The 22,472-nt window shown below is 63.0% G+C and carries 21 protein-coding genes; 10 read left to right on the forward strand and 11 right to left on the reverse strand.

Annotated features, from left to right (window positions below; translation table 11 throughout):
* Positions 1 to 47 precede the first annotated feature (47 nt).
* From mtgA to mpl, 5 genes are all read right to left on the reverse strand, one after another.
* Complete coding sequence (gene mtgA / locus VL598_RS04500) at positions 48 to 770, reverse strand: monofunctional biosynthetic peptidoglycan transglycosylase (RefSeq protein ID WP_325325497.1); 723 nt, start codon at positions 768 to 770, stop codon at positions 48 to 50.
* On the reverse strand, positions 767 to 1,663 hold the full coding sequence (gene aroE, locus VL598_RS04505) for a shikimate dehydrogenase (RefSeq protein ID WP_325325498.1): 897 nt from the start codon (positions 1,661 to 1,663) through the stop codon (positions 767 to 769). Before aroE ends, mtgA begins: the two co-directional genes overlap by 4 nt.
* A gap of 37 nt (positions 1,664 to 1,700) precedes the next feature.
* Positions 1,701 to 3,854, reverse strand: coding sequence for a ribonuclease catalytic domain-containing protein (locus VL598_RS04510; protein WP_325325499.1), 2,154 nt, complete (start codon positions 3,852 to 3,854; stop codon positions 1,701 to 1,703).
* Positions 3,855 to 4,068: 214 nt separating this feature from the next.
* Positions 4,069 to 4,674, reverse strand: coding sequence for a YqiA/YcfP family alpha/beta fold hydrolase (locus VL598_RS04515; protein ID WP_325325500.1), 606 nt, complete (start codon positions 4,672 to 4,674; stop codon positions 4,069 to 4,071).
* On the reverse strand, positions 4,671 to 6,086 hold the full coding sequence (gene mpl / locus VL598_RS04520; RefSeq protein WP_325325501.1) for a UDP-N-acetylmuramate:L-alanyl-gamma-D-glutamyl-meso-diaminopimelate ligase: 1,416 nt from the start codon (positions 6,084 to 6,086) through the stop codon (positions 4,671 to 4,673). The genes VL598_RS04515 and mpl overlap by 4 nt, the downstream gene beginning before the upstream one ends.
* A gap of 287 nt (positions 6,087 to 6,373) precedes the next feature.
* On the opposite strand from mpl, the gene VL598_RS04525 reads away from it, so the two are divergent.
* The 10 genes from VL598_RS04525 (at position 6,374) to VL598_RS04570 (ending at position 15,205) form a co-directional block, all read left to right on the forward strand.
* On the forward strand, positions 6,374 to 7,030 hold the full coding sequence (locus VL598_RS04525) for a UDP-N-acetylmuramate--alanine ligase (RefSeq protein WP_325325502.1): 657 nt from the start codon (positions 6,374 to 6,376) through the stop codon (positions 7,028 to 7,030).
* A gap of 13 nt (positions 7,031 to 7,043) precedes the next feature.
* Positions 7,044 to 7,652, forward strand: a complete 609-nt coding sequence (locus VL598_RS04530; RefSeq protein ID WP_325325503.1) for a TlpA disulfide reductase family protein — start codon at positions 7,044 to 7,046, stop codon at positions 7,650 to 7,652.
* A 177-nt stretch (positions 7,653 to 7,829) separates the two neighbouring features.
* Positions 7,830 to 8,285: a type II 3-dehydroquinate dehydratase gene (gene aroQ, locus VL598_RS04535; protein WP_325325504.1), complete on the forward strand. Its 456-nt coding sequence runs from the start codon at positions 7,830 to 7,832 to the stop codon at positions 8,283 to 8,285.
* Between the two features lie 64 nt (positions 8,286 to 8,349).
* Positions 8,350 to 8,826, forward strand: coding sequence for an acetyl-CoA carboxylase biotin carboxyl carrier protein (gene accB, locus VL598_RS04540; protein WP_325325505.1), 477 nt, complete (start codon positions 8,350 to 8,352; stop codon positions 8,824 to 8,826).
* Positions 8,827 to 8,948: 122 nt separating this feature from the next.
* A complete protein-coding gene (gene accC / locus VL598_RS04545) occupies positions 8,949 to 10,316 on the forward strand; it encodes an acetyl-CoA carboxylase biotin carboxylase subunit (protein ID WP_325325506.1) in 1,368 nt (455 codons plus the stop codon).
* Between the two features lie 4 nt (positions 10,317 to 10,320).
* Entirely contained in the window at positions 10,321 to 11,232 is a 912-nt protein-coding gene (gene prmA / locus VL598_RS04550; protein ID WP_325325507.1) for a 50S ribosomal protein L11 methyltransferase, read from the forward strand.
* 96 nt (positions 11,233 to 11,328) lie between these two features.
* Positions 11,329 to 13,011, forward strand: a complete 1,683-nt coding sequence (locus VL598_RS04555; RefSeq protein WP_325325508.1) for a DUF3426 domain-containing protein — start codon at positions 11,329 to 11,331, stop codon at positions 13,009 to 13,011.
* Positions 13,012 to 13,096: 85 nt separating this feature from the next.
* Positions 13,097 to 13,597, forward strand: a complete 501-nt coding sequence (tpx, locus tag VL598_RS04560; RefSeq protein WP_325325509.1) for a thiol peroxidase — start codon at positions 13,097 to 13,099, stop codon at positions 13,595 to 13,597.
* 173 nt (positions 13,598 to 13,770) lie between these two features.
* Positions 13,771 to 14,709: a carbohydrate kinase family protein gene (locus VL598_RS04565; protein ID WP_325325510.1), complete on the forward strand. Its 939-nt coding sequence runs from the start codon at positions 13,771 to 13,773 to the stop codon at positions 14,707 to 14,709.
* A gap of 19 nt (positions 14,710 to 14,728) precedes the next feature.
* Complete coding sequence (locus VL598_RS04570; protein WP_325325511.1) at positions 14,729 to 15,205, forward strand: glycine zipper 2TM domain-containing protein; 477 nt, start codon at positions 14,729 to 14,731, stop codon at positions 15,203 to 15,205.
* Positions 15,206 to 15,388: 183 nt separating this feature from the next.
* Here the strand turns inward: VL598_RS04570 and VL598_RS04575 are convergent, their stop codons facing one another.
* The 6 genes from VL598_RS04575 to VL598_RS04600 all read right to left on the reverse strand — a co-directional run.
* On the reverse strand, positions 15,389 to 16,078 hold the full coding sequence (locus tag VL598_RS04575; protein WP_325325512.1) for a histone H1-like DNA-binding protein: 690 nt from the start codon (positions 16,076 to 16,078) through the stop codon (positions 15,389 to 15,391).
* 45 nt (positions 16,079 to 16,123) lie between these two features.
* A complete protein-coding gene (locus VL598_RS04580) occupies positions 16,124 to 16,438 on the reverse strand; it encodes a hypothetical protein (protein WP_414718651.1) in 315 nt (104 codons plus the stop codon).
* Between the two features lie 79 nt (positions 16,439 to 16,517).
* Positions 16,518 to 17,747, reverse strand: coding sequence for a ribonucleotide-diphosphate reductase subunit beta (locus VL598_RS04585; protein ID WP_325325513.1), 1,230 nt, complete (start codon positions 17,745 to 17,747; stop codon positions 16,518 to 16,520).
* A 385-nt stretch (positions 17,748 to 18,132) separates the two neighbouring features.
* Positions 18,133 to 21,108: a ribonucleoside-diphosphate reductase subunit alpha gene (locus VL598_RS04590; RefSeq protein ID WP_325325514.1), complete on the reverse strand. Its 2,976-nt coding sequence runs from the start codon at positions 21,106 to 21,108 to the stop codon at positions 18,133 to 18,135.
* Between the two features lie 473 nt (positions 21,109 to 21,581).
* Positions 21,582 to 22,169, reverse strand: coding sequence for a 1,6-anhydro-N-acetylmuramyl-L-alanine amidase AmpD (ampD, locus tag VL598_RS04595; RefSeq protein WP_325325515.1), 588 nt, complete (start codon positions 22,167 to 22,169; stop codon positions 21,582 to 21,584).
* A gap of 6 nt (positions 22,170 to 22,175) precedes the next feature.
* On the reverse strand, positions 22,176 to 22,472 hold a 297-nt coding region (locus VL598_RS04600; RefSeq protein ID WP_414718652.1), incomplete at its 5' end, for a PP0621 family protein.

Raw genomic sequence — 22,472 nt, forward strand, 5'->3', positions numbered from 1 at the left:
CAAATGAACTTGACGGGGATCGCGAACGGCGAGCGCCCACGACGAGATCAACGTGGCACTTCGGCTGCGCCCATGCGCCGCGCGATCACGGCCGCGCGTTGGACGAGGTAAGGCGACGAACGGTGCTCGTCGAAGTATTTCGGTCGCGGCAGCATCACGGCGAGACGCGCCGCCTGCCATGCGGAAAGCTGGTTGGCCGGTACGTGAAAGTAATAGCGGGCGGCAGCTTCGGCGCCGTACACGCCTTTGCCCCATTCGACGGAATTCAAATAGATCTCGAAGATGCGCTGCTTATCGAGCAGCGCTTCGAGCATCCAGGTGACGATGAACTCCTGCGCCTTACGCAAGTAGTTTTTCTCGCTCGAAAGAAAGAGATTACGTGCAAGCTGCTGCGTGATCGTCGAGCCACCCGAAACGATTTTTCCGCGTGCCTTGTTCTTTTCCCACGCCTGCAAGATCGCGTCCGTCTCGTAGCCGCTGTTGTTGACGAAGTTGGCGTCTTCCGACGCGATGATCGCGCGCTTCAGGTTGCGCGAGATCCGGTCGTAAGGCACCCACTCCCGCTGGATAGAAAGGCCCGGCCGATCCTGTGCGAGGCGCCATGCGTCAGCGCGCATGAAGGCGGTCGATCGTGGGTTCACGACCGTCCACATCGCGATCTGCGCGAAGTAGTAGGCCTGTGTTGCGAACCATGCGAGCGCGGCGACGGAAAGCGCGTAGGCCACCCATCGCGTGAGGCCAACGCCGCTCGCGGGGCTCGCCCGCTTCATGACGGCTTGATCAGCAAGGAGCGCAACTCCGCGAGCACCGGAGCGCTCGCCGGCCGCACGGCGCGCCAGATGAAAAACGATTCGGCCGCCTGCTCGACGAGCATGCCGAGCCCGTCCGCAACGCGTGCGCCCAGCGTTTGCGCGTGCTGCATGAAGACCGTCGGCTGCGCGCCGTACATCATGTCGTAGGCGAGTGTTTGGCGCCCGAACGCGCGATCGTCGCACTCAGGCAGCGCCGCCTCGAGACTGCCGGCCGTCGCATTGATGATGATGTCGTAAGGCTGCGGCTCGACAACGGCAGGACCGCCGCCCATGAGCGCACAACCGGCCTCGCGCGCCGCATCCTCGAACTGCGCGACAAGCGCCTCGGCCTTGGCTGCCGTACGGTTAACGATGGCAAGCGCGCGCGGTCCGCGCTCGAGCATCGGCAGCACCACACCGCGCGCCGCCCCGCCGGCGCCGAGCAGCAGCACGCGGGCGCCGGCGAAATGCACGCCGAGGTTCGCCTCAATATCGCGCACGAGGCCAACGCCGTCGGTGTTGTCGCCGTAAATTCGCTCACCGTCGAAGCGCAGCGTATTGACCGCGCCGGCGGCGGCAGCCCGAGCCGAAAGCTTATCGGCAAGCGAGTGGGCTTCGAGCTTGAAGGGCACCGTCACGTTCAGGCCTTGGCCGCCTGCCGCGCGAAATGTCCGCACGGTTTGCGCAAACCCGTCGAGCGGTGCGAGCAAAGGACGATACTCGATACGCTCACCCGTTTGCTGGGCGAAGCGCGCATGAATGAACGGCGACTTGCTGTGCGCAATCGGGTTGCCGACGACGGCGTAAAGCTCGTAGCCGGCTGCCGGGGGCGCGATAACGACGCTTGAGGCGGCAGATTCGATGGGATCCATCTTGCTCACTCCGTATGTGCCGGGCGGTTCGCCAGCATCACGCGGGCGTGACGCTCGTCGGGTCATCGTTCGCGTCCGAGGGGCCGGCCTCCTCGAGCTGGACAACGCCACTTTGTCTTGGCGCACCAACATCCCCTGCTGCGTCAACCGCACCCTGCGGGCCGCCCTCGCCCGCGGCGCCTTCGGCACCGGGTTCGGCTTGCGCGTGCTCTTCGCTTTCAGCGCCAGCGTCGGCCGCTTCGGCGATCTCTTCGGCCTCTTCCTCTTCAGCCGAAACATCCACGGCAGCGCCGGGTGCATCGAGCACGCGCAGCGGCCGCACCGAGGCTTCAACCGTGAGCTCGTCGACCGACATAACCTCGAGAACCACACGCGTGCCGCGTGCGTGAACGCCCAGCCCCGGCACGTGCAGCAACAATGGGACTTCCTCGAGCCGCACGAGGTCGCCCTTCACCACGGAGCTGACAACCTCTTTCCTGTGTTCCTGCGTAATCCAGCGCAGACACCAAAAGTACTCCATGCGGCGCTGATGATCGGCATAGGCCGAGTAGGTATCGTCGAAGCTTTGCACGATGGCGAAGAGATCGGCGTCTTTCGGCTTGAACGGCGCCACGAGCTTCGCCGCGACGCCATGCTGGAGACACGCGAGCAATTGCCATTGGTTCACGAGATCGACGTAGCGGCGCAGCGGCGACGTGCTCCAGGCATATTGCGCAACGCCGAGCCCTTCGTGCGGCGCGGCTGTCGTTTGCATGCGCGTGCGCTTCGGGCCCGCTGCGGCGAACGTACGCTGGGTGCGATAAATGCCCGGCACGCCGTGATCGTGCAGCAACGCGCCCCACGTCGAATTGGCAAGAATCGCCAGCTCGGCCACGATCAGATCGAGTGGCGAGCCGCGGCGACGCGGCGTGATCGTCACATGCTCGCCGTCCACGTAAAAGTTGAAGTCGGTATTGCCCGGCACCTCGCGCCTGAGTCCGTAACCCGCGCGGGCGGCCTGGCGCTTTTCAAAGAGCGCTTGGGCGAGCGGCCAGAGCACCGCGATATCGTCCTTGTGCGGATAATCGCCCTCGCCTGCGGCAAGCGCTTCCTCGGTCACGAAAGCATCGAGCGTGTTATGGCGCAGATTGTTCTTGACGTAGATGAGCTCTGCGCGCGTCTCGGTTGCGACGATGTCATGCGTCGTGCGGTTCACGATGATGTAGAGCGACAGCGCGGGGCGCAAGCCGCCTTCTTTCAAGGTGAACGCCTCGACGACGGCGTCCGGCAACATCGTGATCTTGTCGCCAGGCATATAGACTGTCGACAGCCGCGCGCGCGCAATCGCGTCGATGGCGTCACCGCGCTGGATGCCCAGCGCCGGCGCCGCGATATGCACGCCAACGCGCACACGCGAGTCGGCCAGCAGTTCCACCGAGATGGCGTCGTCGATCTCGGTCGTCGTGACGTCGTCGATCGAGAAGGCTTCGACGTCTGCTGTCGGCAAGTCGTCCGGCAGCGGACCGACTGTCACGTTGGGAAAACCCGTCCCGTGCGTGAAGTACTCCGACAAAAAGCGCGCCTCGTGCAGTGCGCGCGCGGAGGCGACGCCACCGCACTCGAGCATGAGCCGCGACGGTGAAATACCGCGCGCCGCCGCAGCCGCTTCCATCGCCTTGTACTCGATCGCGTTCTTGTCCGGCTTCGTGAGCAGTCCGAGCGCCTTGCCCTTGAACGCCTGGGGCAGCCGTCCCGCTTTGAGTTCCTCCTCATAGCCCGCCTGCACGAGCGCCTGTTGACGCTTGCGCTCGAGCCCGGCGAGCGCCATCTTCAGCTGCTCTTCCGGCGCCCGCTGATACTGGCCGCGGCCCTTGCGCCGAAAATAAATGGGCGCTCCCTGCATGCGCAGGACAAGCGCCGCGCGCTCGACGGGGCCCGCCGACTCGCCAAAATACTCGTTGGCGAGCGCGCCGAATGGGAACTCGTCCTGCGGGGCGCATTCCCACAGGAAGTCCAAATCGATTTCCTGTGCCGTTGCCTCGGCCTGCTGCATCAGGTCCGCCGCGCCAGGCGCGGCGAACTCGATCAATACGTCCTTCGCGCGCACTTTCGCGCGCCGGCCGCCCGGCAGTTCCACTTGCAGCGCTTCGCCTTGACGGGACAAGACGTTACCCGCTTTCAAACTGCCCGATTCCTCGAAAAATACGTTCACTCGATCATTCCTGCTAGAAACCTGTGCCGTCCGCCCTGCTCACCTATCGCGCAATCCGCGCGCCCGCTGCCGCTTGTGTCACAAAGCGCCGGCCGTCAATCGTCAACGGCTACGAACTGGGCTCGGCGACAGACGGCGATATCGTCCGCCGGGCGCGCCGCTTAGCGCCCGCGTCTCGTTCCGTTCGGCGCTTGTTCGGCGCTTGTTCGGCACATCAGGTGGTGCATCTGGGCGGCGTCACGCCGCAAAAGGAGAGCACGTCGTCGACATGCTCGGCAAAGTCGCTGATACCGTGGTCACTGCCTTCGATAAGCTTGGTCTCGACGCCCGGGTAATGCGCGAGCATTTCGCGATAGTCGAGCACTTCGTCGCCGGTGCAGGCGATCAAATAATAGCGCTCGGGCCGCGTGATCGATCGGACACCGAGCGCGCTCAGCTCGTCCAGATGGCGCGGCGTCACAACGATACTACCGCCGCCGTGCCAAAGCGGCTGCTCGCCGAGATACACCGACAAATCACGCTGCGGCAATACAGCCGGGTTCAACAGTACTGCGTGCCAGCCGTGCTTCTCGGCCAAGAAGGTCGCGTAATAGCCGCCGAGCGAGCTTCCAATCAACGTGACCGCTTGCGAGCCGCTCTCACCCCGCCTTGAATGCGCCTCGACCTCTGATTCGACGAGAGAGACAGCCTCGAGCGGCGAGGCGGGCAGCGTCGGGCAGCACCATGCGTCGTCAAGACCGGCTTGGCCCAGGCGCTCAGCCAACAGCCGGGCCTTGAAAGAATTGGGAGACGAGCGAAAGCCGTGCAGATAGACAATCACGCTCCCCTCCGCTCGTCTGCCGCCTGGGGCACGCGCGCCGTCAGGGCGTCCAGCAGCTTTTGGTGGACGCCGCCGAAGCCACCGTTGCTCATCACGAGCACGTGATCCCCGGTGCGTGCGGCCTCGGCCACGGCCGTCACGAGCGCATGGAGGTCATCGAACGCGCGCGCCTTCGCGCCGAGCGGCGCCAGCGCCTCGCCGAGGTTCCAGCCAAGCGCATCGCGCCCGGCGGGCGCACCGTACCCGAACACGAGATCGGCCCCCACGAGGCTCGTCGGCAGCTGCGCCTTCATGACACCCAGCTTCATCGTATTGGAGCGTGGCTCGAGCACGGCTACGATGCGTGCATGCTGGCCGATGCGTGTTCGCAGACCGGCAATCGTCGTCTCGATGGCGGTCGGATGGTGCGCGAAGTCGTCGTAGACGGTGATGCCGTCCACGCTGCCGCGCACTTCCATGCGGCGCTTCACGTTCCGAAACGACGCCAGAGAGCGCGCGGCCTCCCCCGGCTGCACGCCAACGTGGCGCGCCGCCGCTATCGCCGCGAGCGCGTTCATCCGGTTATGCTCGCCCTGGACCTGCCAGTCGACAGTCCCCATACGCTGGCCCCGCAGACATACGGCGAAGCGCTCGTCAACGAGGTCGCCGTCGGCCACGGGCGTCGCGAGCCAGCCGTCTTCGACGCCGAAGCGCTCCACTTCGCTCCATACGCCGCGCGTGAGCACGCGCTCGAGCGCCGCGTCGCGACCGTTGACGACAAGCCGCCCGACGCGCGGCACCGTGCGGACCAAATGATGGAATTGGGTCTCGATTGCGCCGAGATCGGCAAAAATGTCGGCATGATCGTACTCGAGGTTGTTGAGCACAGCCGTGCGCGGCCGATAATGAACGAACTTCGAGCGTTTGTCGAAAAACGCGGTGTCGTACTCGTCGGCTTCAATGACGAAAAAGCTGGAATCGGTCAGCCGCGCCGAGATACCGAAATTGAGCGGCACACCGCCGATCAGGAAACCGGGGTTGAGCCCGGCATCTTCGAGCAGCCAGGCGAGCATTGAGCTTGTCGTCGTCTTGCCATGCGTGCCTGCCACGGCGAGCACCCATTTGTCGGCGAGCACGTGCTCGCCAAGCCACTGCGGCCCCGAGACGTAAGGCAGCCCCCGATCGAGGATCGCTTCCATCAGCGGATTGCCCCGCGACACGACGTTGCCGATTACGAAGAGGTCGGGCTTGAGCGCATCAAGCTGCTCGGCCCCATAACCCTCGATTAGCGAGATGCCCTGTGCTTCGAGCTGCGTGCTCATCGGCGGATAAACGCCGGCGTCACATCCCGTCACCGTGTGTCCCGCCTCGCGCGCGAGCACAGCAAGACCGCCCATGAACGTGCCGCAGATACCGAGGATGTGGATGTGCATAAATGACCTGAGAACCGTTCGTGCCGCTTAGTGCTGCCGCTTAGTGCCGTCGCTTGGTGCCGCTTGCTGCCGTTGAGTGCCGTTCGTACTGATGGTGCGTCGCGCCGCTGACGGCCTGCGCGCGCTTCCATTACGTAAGGCTTTCCCGTCCCGAGCGCGAAAAAGCAGCGGGAGAACGGCTTCGAAGGCGACTTCTGACCACTTGCGGAAAAGGCGGCCATTGTACCCGACTGACCCTGTTGTCCTGCGCCACGGAGCCCCTTTTGCCGATCGGTTATGATTGCGCAATGGTGCGCAGATTTCATGTCGACCCGCAGCGAGTGCGGGAGGAAATCGCGATCGCCGCTGCACGGCTGATCGCGGAAGAAGGGCTCGATTACGCGAGCGCCAAGCGCAAGGCTGCTCGGCACGTAGTGGGAGTTGCCCGTGTGGCCGGCGAATGGCTGCCTGACAACGATCAAATCGAGGAAGCCATCCGCGAGTACCAATCGCTTTTCCAGGCGGATAGCCAGCCGGCCGTACTGCGACGTCTGCGCGAGGTCGCCCTCGCCTGGATGAAGCGGCTTGCCGCGTTCAATCCTTATCTGACCGGTGCGGTGCTGAACGGCACGGCCGGCGAGCACTCCGACATCCACTTGCAGGTGTTTTGCGACAACCCCAAGGAGGTCGCGCTCTACCTGCTCAACGCCAACGTGCACTATGACGTATCGGAGACGCGCCATTTTGGTGGCCGCGGCGTGGTGGAGACACTGAGCTTCCTGTCACGCGGCACACGCCAAGAGGAGCCGATCGGCATGCATATCGCCCTATATGATAGGGATGACTTGCGCGGCGCCGTCCGCGCCGACGCCCGCGGGCGAACGCAGCGCGCGACTGCCGAAACTGTGGAGGCGCTCCTCGCCGAGGGGATCGCCAGCGCCGATTCCGACGAGCCGGCATCTTGACCCGAGCGATACAATGAAGACGAAATCGATCGCAGCCACGGCGCTCGCGATAGCTGCGATCCTTGCTGCAGGTGCCGGCGCGGTCTATTTGATGCATGACGGCGCCCCCGAGGGCACCCGGGCGCCAAGTACCCTATCTGCCAAGAGCGAATCCGCGGCCCCCGCGCTCGCCCCCGTAGAAGCCGATGCTGTCGCGGGCCTCTTGCGCGCGCCGCTCACCGACGCCGACGGCAAACCGCGCGCGCTCGACGGCTACCGAGGCCGAGTGCTCGTCGTCAATTTTTGGGCATCCTGGTGCGGCCCTTGTGTACGGGAGATGCCCACGCTCGCAGGCCTCGCCCACGAGTATGCCGGCAAGGGGGTCACGTTCGTCGGCATCGGCGTGGATTCCGCCTCCAACGTACAGACCTTTTTGCACAAAGTGCCCGTCGACTACCCCGTCTACGTCAGTGGTTTCGGGGGCGCCGACCTCGCACGCAGCTTCGGCAACGTCGCGGGCGGATTGCCGTTCACCGTCGTAATTGACGCGAACGGGACCGTAAAGTCGACGAAACTTGGCGAAGTCGTACCCGACGAGCTGCGCCACACTCTTGACGCCCTGCGCGCCCAGCCCACCAGTTAAAGGCCTGCTTGCGAAAACTTGGCGGCGATTTCGGGGTACGTTGCCAGAAGTTAATAAAAAAGAGCGACAGAAGCGATCGCCTGCGACACGAGCCGCGACCCGTATTTTCGTCCGCTGCTGGAAAATTTCGCTAAAGGGCGCTAAAGTGCGCGCAATTCCGCTGAAACGCAAGCGACCATGACACGACTGCTCGTACTGCACGGCCCCAACCTGAACCTGCTCGGCACCCGCGAGCCAGGGGTCTATGGGAACGTGACGCTTCAGCACATTGACGAAGCGCTTGCCGAGCGTGCAAAGCAGGCGGGGATCGAGCTGACCTCTTTTCAGAGCAACTATGAGGGTCAGCTGGTCGAGCGCATCCATGCGGCACGTAATGAAAACGTCGAATTCATCCTGATCAACCCCGCGGCCTACACGCATACCAGCGTGGCCATCCGCGATGCGTTGACAGGCGTAGCCATCCCGTTCGTCGAAGTTCATCTCTCGAACGTGCATCGCCGCGAGCCGTTCAGGCATCACTCCTACTTTTCCGATGTGGCCCAAGGCGTAATCTGCGGCCTCGGCTGGAAGGGCTATCTCTACGCGCTCGAGTTCGCGCTCGACCAGCTTGCGCAGCCGAATTCGCGCGGCTGAACCAAGAACACCAATTCGGCAGCGGCTAGATAGCCGCCGCCTTACGCATTGAAGGGGTTTCCCTATGGATCTACGTAAGCTGAAAACTTTGATCGATCTCGTCTCGGAATCCGGCATCTCCGAGCTGGAGGTCACCGAAGGCGAAGGCAAAGTCCGCATCGTCAAGAATGCGCCCCCGGTTTACGTGCAGTCGCCGACGCAATACGCGCCGCAAATGACGTCATCGATCCCTGCGCCCGGGGCTGCCGCACCGGCCCAAGCGCCGGCTTCCGAGGCAGCTGCCCCCGCGACGCCGGCGCCGCTGCAAGGCCAAATCGTCACAGCACCGATGGTCGGCACGTTTTATCGTGCGCCGTCGCCTGGCGCAGATCCGTTCGTGCAGGTCGGCGACATCGTGAAGGAAGGCCAGACTCTTTGCATCATCGAAGCGATGAAGCTTCTCAACGAGATCGAGTCCGACAAGGCCGGCGTCATCAAGGAGGTCCTCGCCGAAAACGGGCAGGCCGTCGAATACGGGCAGCCGCTCTTCGTCATCGGCTGATCCGCGAGCGAGCCTCGCGCCCGGCGCATAAGGCATCGTCTTTCGTCCCGTGCGCCGCAACGCCCCTCGGCCCGCATCTGGCATGGGCCGCGCGGCGTCCATTGAAGAGTCGAACCATCGCTATGTTTGAAAAAATCCTCATTGCCAATCGCGGAGAAATCGCCCTGCGCATCCAGCGCGCGTGCCGCGAGCTTGGCATCAAGACGGTCGTCGCCTATTCAGAGGCGGACAAGGAAGCGAAATACGTGAGGCTCGCCGACGAAGCCGTCTGCATCGGGCCGGCACCGTCGGACAAAAGCTATTTGAGCATGGTGGCGCTCATCAGCGCCGCCGAGGTCACCGATGCCGAAGCGATCCACCCCGGCTACGGCTTTCTGTCCGAGAACGCCGATTTCGCTGAGCGTGTCGAGCAATCCGGTTTCACGTTTATCGGCCCGCGCCCGGACACGATCCGCATGATGGGCGACAAGGTCACGGCCAAACAGACGATGATCAAGACGGGCGTGCCCTGCGTGCCCGGCTCGGAGGGCGCGCTGCCCGACGATCCGAAGGAGATCGTCAAGATTGCGCGCGCCATCGGCTACCCGGTGATCATCAAGGCGGCGGGCGGCGGCGGCGGACGCGGCATGCGCGTCGTGCATACCGAGGCAGCGCTCGTGAACGCCGTGAATACGACGCGCGAGGAAGCCGGCCGTGCCTTCGGCAATTCGCAGGTCTATATGGAAAAGTTCCTCGAGAACCCTCGCCATATCGAGATCCAGGTGCTTGCCGACTCCTTCAAGAACGCGCTGTGGCTTGGCGAGCGCGACTGCTCGATGCAGCGCCGCCACCAGAAGATCATCGAGGAGGCACCGGCACCGAACATTCCGCGCCGCCTCATCGACCGCATCGGCGACCGCTGCGCCGACGCCTGCAAGAAAATGGGCTACCTCGGCGCGGGCACGTTTGAGTTTCTTTACGAGAACGGCGAGTTCTATTTCATCGAAATGAACACGCGCGTGCAGGTCGAACATCCGGTGACCGAGCTCATCACGGGCATCGATATCGTCCAGGAGCAAATCCGCATCGCTGCCGGCGAAAAGCTCGCCTTCCGTCAGCGCGATGTCGAGTTCCGCGGTCATGCGATCGAATGCCGGATCAACGCCGAAGATCCGTTCAAGTTCACGCCGTCGCCGGGCCGGATCACATCGTGGCACGTGCCGGGCGGGCCTGGGATTCGCGTCGATTCCCACGCCTACAATGGCTACTTCGTTCCGCCGAACTACGATTCCATGATCGGCAAGCTGATCGCCTACGGCGCAACGCGCGAGCAAGCCATCCGCCGTATGCGTGTCGCGCTCTCGGAGATGGTCGTCGAAGGCATTCTGACGAACATTCCGCTGCATCGTGAGCTGATGCTCGACGGCGGCTTCGTCGAAGGCGGCACGAGCATTCACTATCTAGAAAACCGGCTTGCGGAAAAGCAGCAGGCCGCACCGGAAGAAGCATGACGCAATGAGTTATCGGGAACTGATCGTCGTACTCGACAAAACGCACGCCGAAGCCCTGTCGGACGCGCTCATGGATTTGGGCGTGCTGTCGGTTTCCGTCGAGGATGCCGACGCCGATACGCCCGACGAAGAGCCGCTTTTCGGGGAGCCCGGGCTGACACCCGATCGTACGGCTTGGCAGCACTCACGCGTTATTGCGCTGCTTTCGCCCGACCAGGACCCTGCCGTCCTCGCGGCGGCCGCCGCCAACGCCATCGAGTTGCCCGCCGCGCCATCGTTCGAAGTGCGCGAAGTGGCCGATGCGGATTGGGTGCGGCTTACCCAATCGCAATTCGAGCCGATTGCGATCGGCCAGCGCATCTGGGTCGTGCCGTCATGGCACGATGCGCCGGATCCTGATGCACTTGTGCTCGAGCTCGATCCCGGCCTCGCCTTCGGCACCGGCAGCCATCCGACGACACGGCTTTGCATGGAGTGGCTCGAGCAATCGGTCACGACGGGTCTATCGGTACTCGATTACGGCTGCGGTTCGGGCATTCTGGCTATCTTGGCCAACAAGTGCGGCGCAAATCCCGTAATCGGGATCGATATCGATCCGCAGGCAATTGACGCTGCGCGAGACAACAGCGTGCGCAATCGTGTGGACGTCGCCTACGCGCTGCCGGATGATTGTCCAGCTCGCGAATTTGACATCGTCGTCGCAAATATTCTGTCGAATCCCCTCAAGCTGATGGCGTCGCTGCTTTGTTCCAAAGTGGCTCTGGGGGGACGGATCGCCTTGTCGGGCGTTTTGGCGCGGCAAGCCGATGAGGTGATAGCCGCTTATGCGCCGTGGATCGAACTCGGCGTCTGGCGCGAGCTCGACGGCTGGGTGTGTTTGACCGGAGTCCGACGTCAGCGCGAAGCGCAGGTGTAAAGCGCAAGAAGCGGCGCGCCCGGGGCCTACAACGAAAGACTTTAGAATAGCGTTTCGATCCACCCACCGGCCGCACTGGCCGGACCTCGTCCCACCATGGTTCTAGCCACCCGCTGCCCTCACTGCGAAACTGTTTTCCGCGTACAGGACGTCCAACTCACGCACACACGCGGGCTGGTGCGTTGCGGTCACTGCGGTGAAGTCTTCGACGCCACGCAGAACGTGCTCGACCCCGCTTCTGCGTCAACCGCCGGCTTAAGCCAGGAGACGAAGGAGCACGAAGCACCCACGCTGGAGGCGCGAGGCGCCGCATCGGCACAGTCGGAGAATGTGATCGGCGAAACGCACGGAGCCATGGGCGATGCAGCCGATGAGGCGCACGAGCCGCCACGTGAGTCGTCGCTAGCGCCGACTCATCCGATGCAAGGTGAACCGGACAAGCCGTTGGCGGGGTCCCCGCAACCAACGCAAGTCGAGGCGCACGAGCCGTCGCCAACGCCTGCGTACCCAATGCAGGCTGAGCCGCACGAGCCGCTGCCAACGCCTGCGGCCCCAATGCAGGCTGAGGCGCACGAGCCGCTGCCAACGCCTGCGTACTCAATGCAGGCTGAGCCGCACGAACCGCTGCCAACACCTGCGGCCCCAATGCAGGCTGAGCCGCACGAACCGCTGCCAACGCCTGCATACCCAACGCAGGCCGAGGCGCACGAACCGTCGCCAACGCCTGCGTACCCGATTCAGGCTGAGCCGCACGAGCCGTCGCCAACGCCTGCGTACCCGATTCAGGCTGAGCCGCACGAGCCGCTGCCAACGCCTGCGTACTCAATGCAGGCCGAGGCGCACGAGCCGTTGGCAACGCCCGTGCACCCAAGGCAGCCGGCTCCTTTCACTCCCGCCTCATCTGAACAAGATACCTGGACGGCTCAACAGCCGCCGCCCACGTTTGCCGATATCCTCGCCGACGAGTTGCGTGAGCCAACGCTATCCGAAGCGCCGGGCTGGGACAAGGCGGGACATGCGCCGGACTCACCCGAGCACGTAAACGGCGAACGTGCCGCGCCCGAAGGTTACGCGTGGCCGCGTAGCGAGAAAAACGACGAACCCAGGTTGGGAACCGTCGATGCGCCCGGTGCGACGTGGCGCGCGGACGCCGAGCCGGGTTTCCGGACGTCGAGCGCGCCCGAGCACGCAACGCCAGCAGGCAGAGCGCCCCACCCCGACGAACCACCGTCGGGCCTGGCCGAAGAGCCTATGCGCCCGTTCGAAGTGACGCGCGAGGCGCGCACACGCGCACCGCGTAGTATCTGGCTCGGTGCCATTGGCGCATTGGTTGCATTGGTGCTCGTCGTGCTGCTCGTCGCGCAGCTCGCATGGTGGCGCCGTGAAGCGGTCATGGTCTATTGGCCCTCGACTCAGTGGATCTTCAGTCGCGCGTGCGAGCGCCTCGGCTGTCAGATTTCGCCGCCGCGCGACATCGACGGCCTGCAGGTGGAAGCTCCCGATCTGCGCCAGACCGACGGACCGCACCGCCTCGAGCTGCGGCTGCCCCTGCACAATCGCTTCGGCATCGCGCTGGCCTATCCCGCGATCGAGCTGACCCTCTTCGACGAGAAGAACCAAGCCGCCGTTCGCCGCGTCCTGTGGCCGCAGGACTATGCTCCGCCCGGTGCGCCGATCGCGGCAGGACTGCCACCGCAATCAACGCAGACGATGATCATTCAGCTCGACAGCGGCAATGTCGTCGCCACGAGCTTCCATGTGCAGATTTTTTACCCGTAGGAACCGTGGGCAAAGCTGACTGGGTCTGCAGCGGCGCCCTCCCACTCGCAACCGCGACAACCCGAACGAACCTTTGGAGCACAAAATGAGTCAAGTCAAGTTGGGCGGCAACCCGATCGAAGTCAGCGGCACGTTTCCGTCAGCGGGCCAAAAAGCGCCCGAGTTCTCGCTGGTCGGCAGCAACCTGAAGCCGGTGACGCTCGCTGACTTTGCCGGCAAGCGCAAAGTGCTCAACATCGTGCCGAGCCTCGACACGCCGACGTGCGCCACATCGACGCGCAAGTTCAACGAATCGGCTGCCAATCTCGACAACACGGTCGTCATTGTCATCTCGGGCGACTTGCCCTTTGCGGCATCGCGCTTTTGCACGACGGAAGGCATCAAGAACGTCGTCACGGCCTCGACGTTTCGCGGGCATGATTTTGCCGAGGCGTACGGCGTCAACGTGACGAGCGGCCCGCTCACCGGGTTGACCGCACGCGGCGTCGTCGTGCTGGATGCGGACAACACGGTACTGCACAGCGAGCTCGTCGACGAGATCAAGAACGAGCCGAACTACGACGCGGCGCTGAATGCGCTGAAGTAATCGGCAAGTATCGCAGTATCCATCGCATGCGCCGCGCGTTTTCGCGCGGCGCTTTTGCTTGAGGCACCGCTCGCGACAGCACTCAGTTCACATGGCGTTCGCATCGCGCACCATGCCGCCAACATCACGTGGTTGCATCGTGCAACCGACAACCAGAAAATAGGAACACCACCTTGGCTACGCTCATCTGCGGCTCGCTCGCTTACGACAACATCATGACCTTCCAGGGGCGCTTTCGCGAGCACATCCTGCCTGAGCAAGTTCACATACTCAACGTCAGCTTTCTCGTGCCGACGATGCGCCGCGAGTTCGGCGGCTGCGCCGGCAACATCGCTTACGCGCTGAATTTGCTAGGCGGCGATGCCCGGGTCATGGCCGCGCTCGGATCGCTGGACGCCAAGCCCTATCTGGACCGGTTAGACAGCCTCGGACTGTCGACGGACCACGTGCTCGTCGTGCCGGACGCCTACTCCGCACAAGCGATGATCACGACGGATCTGGACAATAACCAGATCACCGCCTTCCACCCCGGCGCGATGATGCAGTCGCACATGAACCGCGCCGACGAGGCCAGCGACATCACGCTCGCCATCGTGGCACCCGACGGCTACGAGGGCATGGTCCAGCATACGGAAAGACTGGCGGCAGCCGGTGTGCCGTTCATCTTCGATCCGGGCCAGGGGCTGCCGCTCTTTGACGGCGATGCGCTGCGCCGCGCGATTGAACTCGCCAAATATGTGGCGGTCAATGACTATGAAGCGAAGCTTGTCAGCAGCAAGACGGGCTGGTCGCTGGAGGAAGTGGCGAGCCGAGTCGACGCGCTCATCGTCACGTACGGCGAAAACGGTGCTCACATTCACCACGCGGGTGGCTGTGAAGAGATTCCCGCCGTCAAGCCAGCTCGCATCGTGGACCCAACCGGCTGCGGAGACGCATTTCGAGGCGGCTTGCTTTACGGCATCGAAAACGGCATAGACTGGGCGACGACGGGCCGATTGGCAAGCCTCATGGGGTCAATCAAAATTGAACAAGCTGGCCCGCAAACCTATGCCCCCTCACGGGACGAGATCCATGCACGGTTTGCGCAAGCCTTCGGTTACAGCCTGCGGTAACTAAATGGGAACGTGAACAATGAGAACATCGGCTCGTGTGGCGCCTGCCACGATGGTCGCCGGCATGCTGGCGGTCACGGGGTGCGCGTACAACCCCAGTTCAGCGGACGTCTATCCCGCCTATGAGGCGCAACGCGAAGCCACGGTTCGCATGGCCACGATCGAAAGCGTGCGTGCGGTAACCATCAGTTCAAATAATGGCCAACCAAGCGGACTGGGTGCTGTCGGCGGCGGCGCCGTCGGTGCCGTAGCAGGCAGCACAATCGGCGGCGGGACAGGTTCAATCGTTACGGGTATCCTCGGTGGCATCGTCGGCGCAGTGGCGGGCAACACGGTAGAAAACGCCGCGGCGAATCGCAAAGGTGTCGAAATCACCGTTCGCCTCGACAACGGCGATTTCCGTGCCATCACCCAGGCGGCAGGCGACGAGATCTTCCGCGCTGGCGAACGTGTCCGCCTGGTATCGACCGGCGGCGTAACCCGTGTGACTCACTGACAGACCGTTATCGGGCTGCATTGCATGCTAGTTGTTGAGCCGAAAGGCGGGGGAAGCCCCGCCTTTTTTTGTTGCGTGCGCCCATGCTGAGCGCCCAACAAAAAACCCCGCCCCCGATAAAAGGGGAACGGGGTTCCGATCGACGAGCCGGCGACGAGCGCCGTGCTCGCGAGACAACAACCGTTACGGACGGCTGCCAGTCGGGAACGGCCAAGCAGCAGCCGGGTTGAGAGCCGTCTTGACGGCAGCCGTGGGCGCAGCAGGTGCAGGCGCGGCAGGCGCTGCAGGCGCAGGCGAGGCAGGCGCAGCTTTCTTCGCGGCAGCCTTTTTCGCAGGCGCAGCCTTCTTCGCAGGGGCGGCAGCCTTTTTCGCAGGGGCAGCTTCCTTAGCGGCAGCCTTCTTCGCAGGGGCAGCCTCCTTAGCGGCAGCCTTCTTCGCAGGCGCAGCCTTCTTGGCGACTGCTTTTTTGGCAGCGACCTTCTTAGCCGCGACCTTCTTCGCAGCGACCTTCTTGGCCGGCGCAGCTTTCTTGGCCACTACTTTCTTCGCGGCGACCTTCTTGGCCGGCGCCGCCTTCTTCGCCACGACCTTCTTAGCCGCAACCTTCTTCGCGACGACCTTCTTGGCCGGTGCCGCCTTCTTAGCTGCAACCTTCTTCGCCGGTGCCGCCTTCTTCGCCACGACCTTCTTCGCTACGATCTTCTTAGCCGCAACCTTCTTAGCCGCAACCTTCTTCGCAGCAACCTTCTTCACTGCAACCTTCTTGGCCGGCGCAGCCTTCTTTGCGGCGACCTTCTTCACTGCGACTTTTTTCGCCGCGACCTTTTTGGCCGGAGCGGCTTTCTTGGCGGCGGTCTTCTTGGCAGTTGCCATTGTTTTCTCCTTCAGGTTTCGAGAGTCGGTGAACTACACCCTTCTTCAAAACCCGCTTCCCGCTGCGCACCGGGGGCGGCGCGCGCTGCGAAGCGGGCTATTCATCGGCGCACGCGACCAACACGCGCTTACGCTAATGAATACGGCAAGGCGTGCCGCACCCTTGGGTGCAGCACGCCAGATCCAATGAGTGGCCGAGTACATGGCACTCGCGCCGGCCGGCAATCGCATGACTGCGGCCGGCGACGGCAGGGCCTCGGCCACCGGTTTTTTCAGGGGGTAGTTCGCCCGTCCCACTGAAGGGTTCGCAAAGTGCCTGTCATGATTTTGGGCGGTTCTGCCGCCGGGCACGCTTTGCATCAGGCGCTCTTGCTCCTAACCATTCATGCCGCGGTTCGCGCCGCGGCCACCCCATCGATTTCGTTTGCGATGCGCGCCATCATTCCCACGACAGCGCACCGCCGGTCTGATATTCAATGACCCGCGTCTCGAAGAAATTACGCTCCTTCTTCAGGTCGATCATCTCGCTCATCCACGGGAACGGGTTTTCCTCATTCGGGAACAGCGGATCGAGGCCGATCTGCTGGCAACGCCGGTTGCAGATGAAGCGCAGATAACTCTTGAACATCGATGCATTGAGCCCCAGCACACCGCGCGGCATCGTGTCTTCCGCGTAGCGGTACTCCAGATCCACCGCGTGCCTGAAGAGCTCGCGGATTTCCTCGCGGAATTCAGACGTCCACAGGTGCGGATTCTCGAGCTTGATCTGGTTGATGAGGTCGATCCCAAAATTGCAGTGCATCGACTCGTCGCGCAAGATGTACTGATATTGCTCCGCCGCACCGGTCATCTTGTTCTGCCGGCCGAGCGCAAGGATCTGCGTAAACCCGACGTAGAAGAAGAGTCCTTCCATGATGCAGGCGAACACGATCAAGGACTTCAGCAACTTCTGGTCCGCATCCTGCGTTCCCGTCTTGAAGGCCGGGTCGGTCAGCGTATGGATGAACGGGATCAGGAACTCGTCCTTGTCGCGGATCGATTTGACCTCGTGATACGCATTGAAGATCTCGCCTTCATCGAGACCGAGGGACTCGACGATGTACTGGTAGGCGTGCGTGTGAATAGCTTCCTCGAACGCCTGACGCAGCAGAAACTGGCGGCACTCAGGCGCCGTAATATGCCGATAGGTGCCAAGCACGATGTTGTTCGCCGCGAGCGAATCGGCCGTCACGAAGAAGCCGAGATTACGCTTGACGACGCGACGCTCGTCTTCCGTGAGCCCGTTCGGGTCTTTCCACAGTGCGATGTCGCGGGACATGTTGATTTCCTGCGGCATCCAATGGTTCGCACAGCCGGCCAGATACTTTTCCCATGCCCACTTGTACTTGAAGGGCACGAGTTGGTTCACATCGGTGCTGCCGTTGATGATCCGCTTGTCGGCGACATTGACGCGTGATTCGGAACCGGAGACGGAAGCCGCCGAGACCGGCTGCTCCACATAAGGGGCAACACCGATGTCGCCCGCGAAGTTGTTCGTCAACGGAGCGTGCGTCGCGCCGAGCGTCGCCGCTTGCGTTCCGACAGCCTGACCCGCGGGGTTGCGCAATACGTTTGATTGCGAACCGCTCGAGGGAATCGCGGCAGTCGTCTCGTCATCCCAGTTGAGCATAAATTCTCACCATCAATTTAGATCGGTTTGTACCATCTTTTCACGAGCGATAAAAGGCCTCACTCATGAAAATCGCTGTTTTCGATTCGCGCTGCAACGTGCATACAACACTTCGATCGAGGCATCGTCCGATAGACCTCACTCAATTGCACGCGCAACGCGAGTCGACATCATTCGTTCGCTTAGCCATTGCGAGGTGGACGCATCGCTTCGAGTGCGCGTCACGCATTGCATTGAACGCTTCAACCTCGCATCGACATCAGACACATCAGACTGCACGCGCTCTTCTCGTTCTCATTCTCACTCGTGCATTGCATATCGGATGCCTGCGCCACTATTTGATGTGCGCCGCGCATTGCGCGACGCACATGACGCGTGTCCAACTTTACTGGCAAGCCTCGCACTCGTCGAAGCCAGGATCGCCCGGACGCATCGTGCAGACAGGACCATCGGCTTCCACCGCAACCGGTGCGGCGTTGAGGCCACCCATACCGCCCATCGTCGAGACGCCGCCCATCGCACCGCTCGCCGCGCCACCTGCTCCGCCCATACCGCCATCGCTAGATGGAACTGCATTGAGCGCGCCATGCGCAACCGTCGACTTTTCGACATGGGTAGCGGCCATTGTGCGCAAATAGTAGGTAGTCTTGAGACCACGCAACCAAGCGAGCTTGTAGACCTCGTCGAGCTTCTTGCCGGAAGCGCCAGCCATATAGATGTTGAGCGACTGAGCCTGGTCGATCCACTTCTGCCGACGCGACGCCGCCTCGACGAGCCACGTCGCGTCCACCTCGAAGGCAGTCGCATAGATGGCGCGCAGGTCGGCCGGAGCGCGGTCGATGCGCGAGAGCGAACCGTCGAAATACTTCAGATCGGCCACCATCACTTCGTCCCACAAACCCCGCTCCTTGAGGTCACGCACGAGGTAATCGTTCACCACCGTGAATTCGCCCGACAGATTGGACTTCACATAGAGGTTCTGGAACGTCGGCTCGATGCAGGCGGACACGCCGATGATGTTCGAAATCGTCGCTGTCGGCGCGATCGCAACACAGTTCGAGTTGCGCATGCCGTGCGTGGCGATCCGCGCACGCAGGGCAGACCAGTCCATCGACTCGCTCGTATCGACCTCGACGTAGCCGCCGCGTGCTTCGGCCAGCAGCTTCACCGAGTCCTGCGGGAGGATGCCCCGATCCCACAACGAACCGCGGTAGGTCGAGTAACGGCCGCGCTCCTCGGCGAGTTCCGTCGACGCGTAGTAGGCGTGGTAGCAGACGGCTTCCATCGAGCGATCGGCGAACTCGACAGCCGATTCGGACGCATACGGCATACGCATGAGGTGCAGGCAGTCCTGGAAGCCCATGATGCCCATGCCAACCGGGCGGTGCTTCAGGTTCGAGTTACGCGCCTTGGCTACAGCGTAATAGTTGATATCGATGACGTTATCGAGCATGCGCATCGCGACGCCGATCGTACGCTTGAGCTTGTCGTGATCGAGCGCATAGCTGCCGTCCGCTTGCTTCGCCATGTGCGCGACGAGGTTCACCGATCCCAGATTGCAGACGGCGATTTCGGCATCGCTCGTGTTGAGCGTGATCTCGGTGCACAGGTTCGACGAATGGACGACACCGACGTGCTGCTGCGGCGAGCGCACATTGCAGGGATCCTTGAACGTGATCCAGGGGTGCCCCGTCTCGAACAGCATGCCGAGCATCTTGCGCCAAAGCTGCTGCGCCGGAATCTTCTTGAAGAGCTTGATTTCGCCGCGCGCGACCTTGCCCTCATAAGCCGTGTAGGCGGCTTCGAACTCAGCGCCGTACTTGTCGTGCAGATCGGGACAGGTCGACGGCGAGAACAGCGTCCAGTCGCCGCCTTCCATGACGCGCTTCATGAAAAGGTCCGGAATCCAGTTGGCCGTGTTCATGTCATGCGTGCGGCGGCGGTCGTCGCCGGTGTTCTTGCGCAGCTCGAGGAACTCCTCGATATCAAGGTGCCACGTCTCGAGGTACGCGCAGACGGCCCCCTTGCGCTTGCCACCTTGATTGACCGCGACGGCCGTGTCGTTCACCACTTTTAGGAACGGGACGACGCCCTGCGATTTGCCGTTGGTGCCCTTGATATGCGAGCCGAGCGCGCGCACGCGCGTCCAGTCGTTGCCGAGACCGCCGGCAAACTTCGAGAGCAGCGCGTTTTCCTTGAGCGCCTCGTAAATGCCGTCGAGGTCGTCGGCAACCGTCGTCAGGTAGCACGAGGACAGCTGCGAGCGGCGCGTGCCCGAATTGAAGAGCGTCGGCGTCGAGCTCATGAAGTCGAACGACGACAGCACGTTGTAGAACTCGATGGCGCGCGCTTCACGGTCGATCTCGTTGAGCGCGAGGCCCATGGCGACACGCATGAAGAATGCCTGCGGCATCTCGATGCGGGCGCCTTCCACGTGCAGGAAGTAACGGTCGTAAAGCGTCTGCAAGCCGAGATAGCCGAATTGCAGGTCGCGGCTTGCATCAAGCGCGGCGCCCAGGCGCTTCAAATCGTATTGCAGCAGTTTGTCGTCGAGCAGCTCGGCCTCGACGCCACGCTTCACGAACTGAGGGAAGTATTCGGCATAACGCTCTGCCATCTCGCGCTGCGTCACTTCCTCGCCGAGGATCTCGCGGCGAATCGTGTGCAGCAAAATGCGCGACGTCACCTGGCTGTAGGCCGGGTCTTTCTCGATCATCGTGCGTGCGGCAAGGATGGCCGAGTCGTAGACCTGGGTCATCGGCACGCCGTCATACAGATTCTTGACCGTCTCGGCGACGATCGGCTGAGCGTTCACCGCATCGCCCAGATGCTCGCACGCCGATTCGATCAGCGCCGTCAGCGCGTTCATGTCGAGCGGGCGCGTCACGCCATTGTCGACAACGTTCAGACCCGGAGCCTGCGCGGCACCCTCTTGCTCGTGCCCGCGCTCCTGAGTGCGCTTTTCGCGGTAAAGGACGTAGGCGCGCGCAACGTTGTGCTCGCCGCCGCGCATGAGCGCGAGTTCGACCTGATCCTGGATATCCTCGATATGGAACGTCCCGCCGTTCGGGCGGCTGCGCAACAGCGCGCGCACGACGTTTTGCGTCAACTGCTCCACGAGCTCGCGCACGCGCGCCGATGCGGCGCCCGATCCGCCGTTGACGGCGAGAAACGCCTTCGTCATGGCGATGGCGATCTTGGACGGCTCGAACGACACGACGCTGCCATTACGGCGGATGATTTTATAGTCCGCGAACGTCGCTTGTGGCGTAAGCGAGGAAGCATAGGCCGCCTGGGCGCCGACGGCGCGACCGGCGGGCGCGCTCTCGTGCTGGCTCGTCATGTTGTCGGTCGTTTGCATAAGCAAAGCTCCTGATCTCTGGTGTGCGGACAACCCGCGGATTGGACAACCGTCGCGCCACCCCTAGCGCGAACGATGAGGTACGGAAAATCAAGAAACGCAATGAGCCTGTGTCAGGCAACCGGACGTGCAACACGCGGCCCTCACCGCTTCTCGTTGCAGTCTTATTGCGCTCCTTTCCCCGAGGACGTAGGCGCCGGAACCTTAGCCGTCGCCTTCAGCCGGCGACCCTCGCATGGCGCCGGCGCTATGTGGCGCCTTGCTCCAAAGAACAGACGCCACCGAGGTCTCGACACAACATCTTGTGAATTTTAGTGTCGACACCACCAAGTATAGTGAAGCCAAACGGTCTAGCCAAAAGGTTTATTTGCAGTGGAATGCTTGACTTTTAAGTGATCGAGATACGACAAGGGTTCGGGCGAAACCACGGCGGCGGCTTGCTGTCTGGGTGCCCGCCCACGAGGGGCGTTCTCTTAGCGACGGCGATACGGGAAGTATCGATCAGCCAGCGCGGTCTCGACGGTCAGCCGATCCCAGTCGAAAAAAGGCCCGGGATCAGTCTTGCGTCCGGGTGCGATGTCGGCGTGCCCGGCGAGCGCTTCGATGGGGTAGTGTGCAACGAGCGCCCGCACGAGCGCAGCAAGGCTCTCGTACTGCGCCGCCTCGAATGGCACGTGATCGGTGCCCTCGAGCTCGATGCCGATTGAGAAATCGTTGCACCGCTCACGCCCGAAGAAGTTGGAGGCGCCCGCGTGCCATGCGCGCGCATCGCAGGAGACGAACTGTTCCAGCGCGCCGTCACGCCGGATGAGAAAGTGTGACGACACGCGCAACCCGCGAAGATGTTCATCGTAGAACGGGTGCGTCGAGCAGTCGAGACAATTGAGAAAGAGCTCACCGATCGCATCGCCGCCGAACTCACCGGGCGGTAGGCTGATGTTGTGAATGACGATGAGCGTCGGCAACGCACCGTCAGGCCTCGCCTCCCAATTCGGCGACGACAGCTTGCGCGCGCCGCGCAGCCAGCCGCCGTCGTCCAGCACCAAGCCGGCGTCGTTCATCGCTCGTTACCTGTCGCCCGCCGCACGCGCCGCGTGGCGACGCGCATGCTCGGCGCAACAAAAGTACCGCCCTTCCGAGAAGAGCGATTCACTCTTCGGCGCATGCACGCCGCAGGCGACGCACCGCACCACGGGCTCGGCGAGCGAGCGGGCTCCGGCGGCCGCGCTCGTGCGCGCACCATCGGAGGTGGCGGCCGTCGCTCGCGGCGAGTGGCCGGCCTCGGCCGCGCGAATTGCCTTGATGAGCCAGCGGCCCGCAAAGATCAGCAGGATCAGGAGAAGGAGTTGTCGCATATTGAAACT

The organism is Trinickia sp. (assembly GCF_035492435.1).
GTDB lineage: Bacteria > Pseudomonadota > Gammaproteobacteria > Burkholderiales > Burkholderiaceae > Trinickia.

What these genes read in the sequence shown, in the direction of transcription:
- mtgA (WP_325325497.1), bottom strand. Translation starts at nt 770, where the DNA reads ATGAAGCGGGCGAGCCCCGCGAGCGGCGTTGGCCTCACGCGATGGGTG.
- aroE (WP_325325498.1), bottom strand. Translation starts at nt 1,663, where the DNA reads ATGGATCCCATCGAATCTGCCGCCTCAAGCGTCGTTATCGCGCCCCCG.
- mpl (WP_325325501.1), bottom strand. Translation starts at nt 6,086, where the DNA reads ATGCACATCCACATCCTCGGTATCTGCGGCACGTTCATGGGCGGTCTT.
- VL598_RS04525 (WP_325325502.1), top strand. Translation starts at nt 6,374, where the DNA reads ATGGTGCGCAGATTTCATGTCGACCCGCAGCGAGTGCGGGAGGAAATC.
- VL598_RS04530 (WP_325325503.1), top strand. Translation starts at nt 7,044, where the DNA reads ATGAAGACGAAATCGATCGCAGCCACGGCGCTCGCGATAGCTGCGATC.
- aroQ (WP_325325504.1), top strand. Translation starts at nt 7,830, where the DNA reads ATGACACGACTGCTCGTACTGCACGGCCCCAACCTGAACCTGCTCGGC.
- accB (WP_325325505.1), top strand. Translation starts at nt 8,350, where the DNA reads ATGGATCTACGTAAGCTGAAAACTTTGATCGATCTCGTCTCGGAATCC.
- accC (WP_325325506.1), top strand. Translation starts at nt 8,949, where the DNA reads ATGTTTGAAAAAATCCTCATTGCCAATCGCGGAGAAATCGCCCTGCGC.
- prmA (WP_325325507.1), top strand. Translation starts at nt 10,321, where the DNA reads ATGAGTTATCGGGAACTGATCGTCGTACTCGACAAAACGCACGCCGAA.
- VL598_RS04555 (WP_325325508.1), top strand. Translation starts at nt 11,329, where the DNA reads ATGGTTCTAGCCACCCGCTGCCCTCACTGCGAAACTGTTTTCCGCGTA.
- tpx (WP_325325509.1), top strand. Translation starts at nt 13,097, where the DNA reads ATGAGTCAAGTCAAGTTGGGCGGCAACCCGATCGAAGTCAGCGGCACG.
- VL598_RS04570 (WP_325325511.1), top strand. Translation starts at nt 14,729, where the DNA reads ATGAGAACATCGGCTCGTGTGGCGCCTGCCACGATGGTCGCCGGCATG.
- VL598_RS04575 (WP_325325512.1), bottom strand. Translation starts at nt 16,078, where the DNA reads ATGGCAACTGCCAAGAAGACCGCCGCCAAGAAAGCCGCTCCGGCCAAA.
- VL598_RS04580 (WP_414718651.1), bottom strand. Translation starts at nt 16,438, where the DNA reads ATGCAAAGCGTGCCCGGCGGCAGAACCGCCCAAAATCATGACAGGCAC.
- VL598_RS04585 (WP_325325513.1), bottom strand. Translation starts at nt 17,747, where the DNA reads ATGCTCAACTGGGATGACGAGACGACTGCCGCGATTCCCTCGAGCGGT.
- VL598_RS04590 (WP_325325514.1), bottom strand. Translation starts at nt 21,108, where the DNA reads ATGCAAACGACCGACAACATGACGAGCCAGCACGAGAGCGCGCCCGCC.
- ampD (WP_325325515.1), bottom strand. Translation starts at nt 22,169, where the DNA reads ATGAACGACGCCGGCTTGGTGCTGGACGACGGCGGCTGGCTGCGCGGC.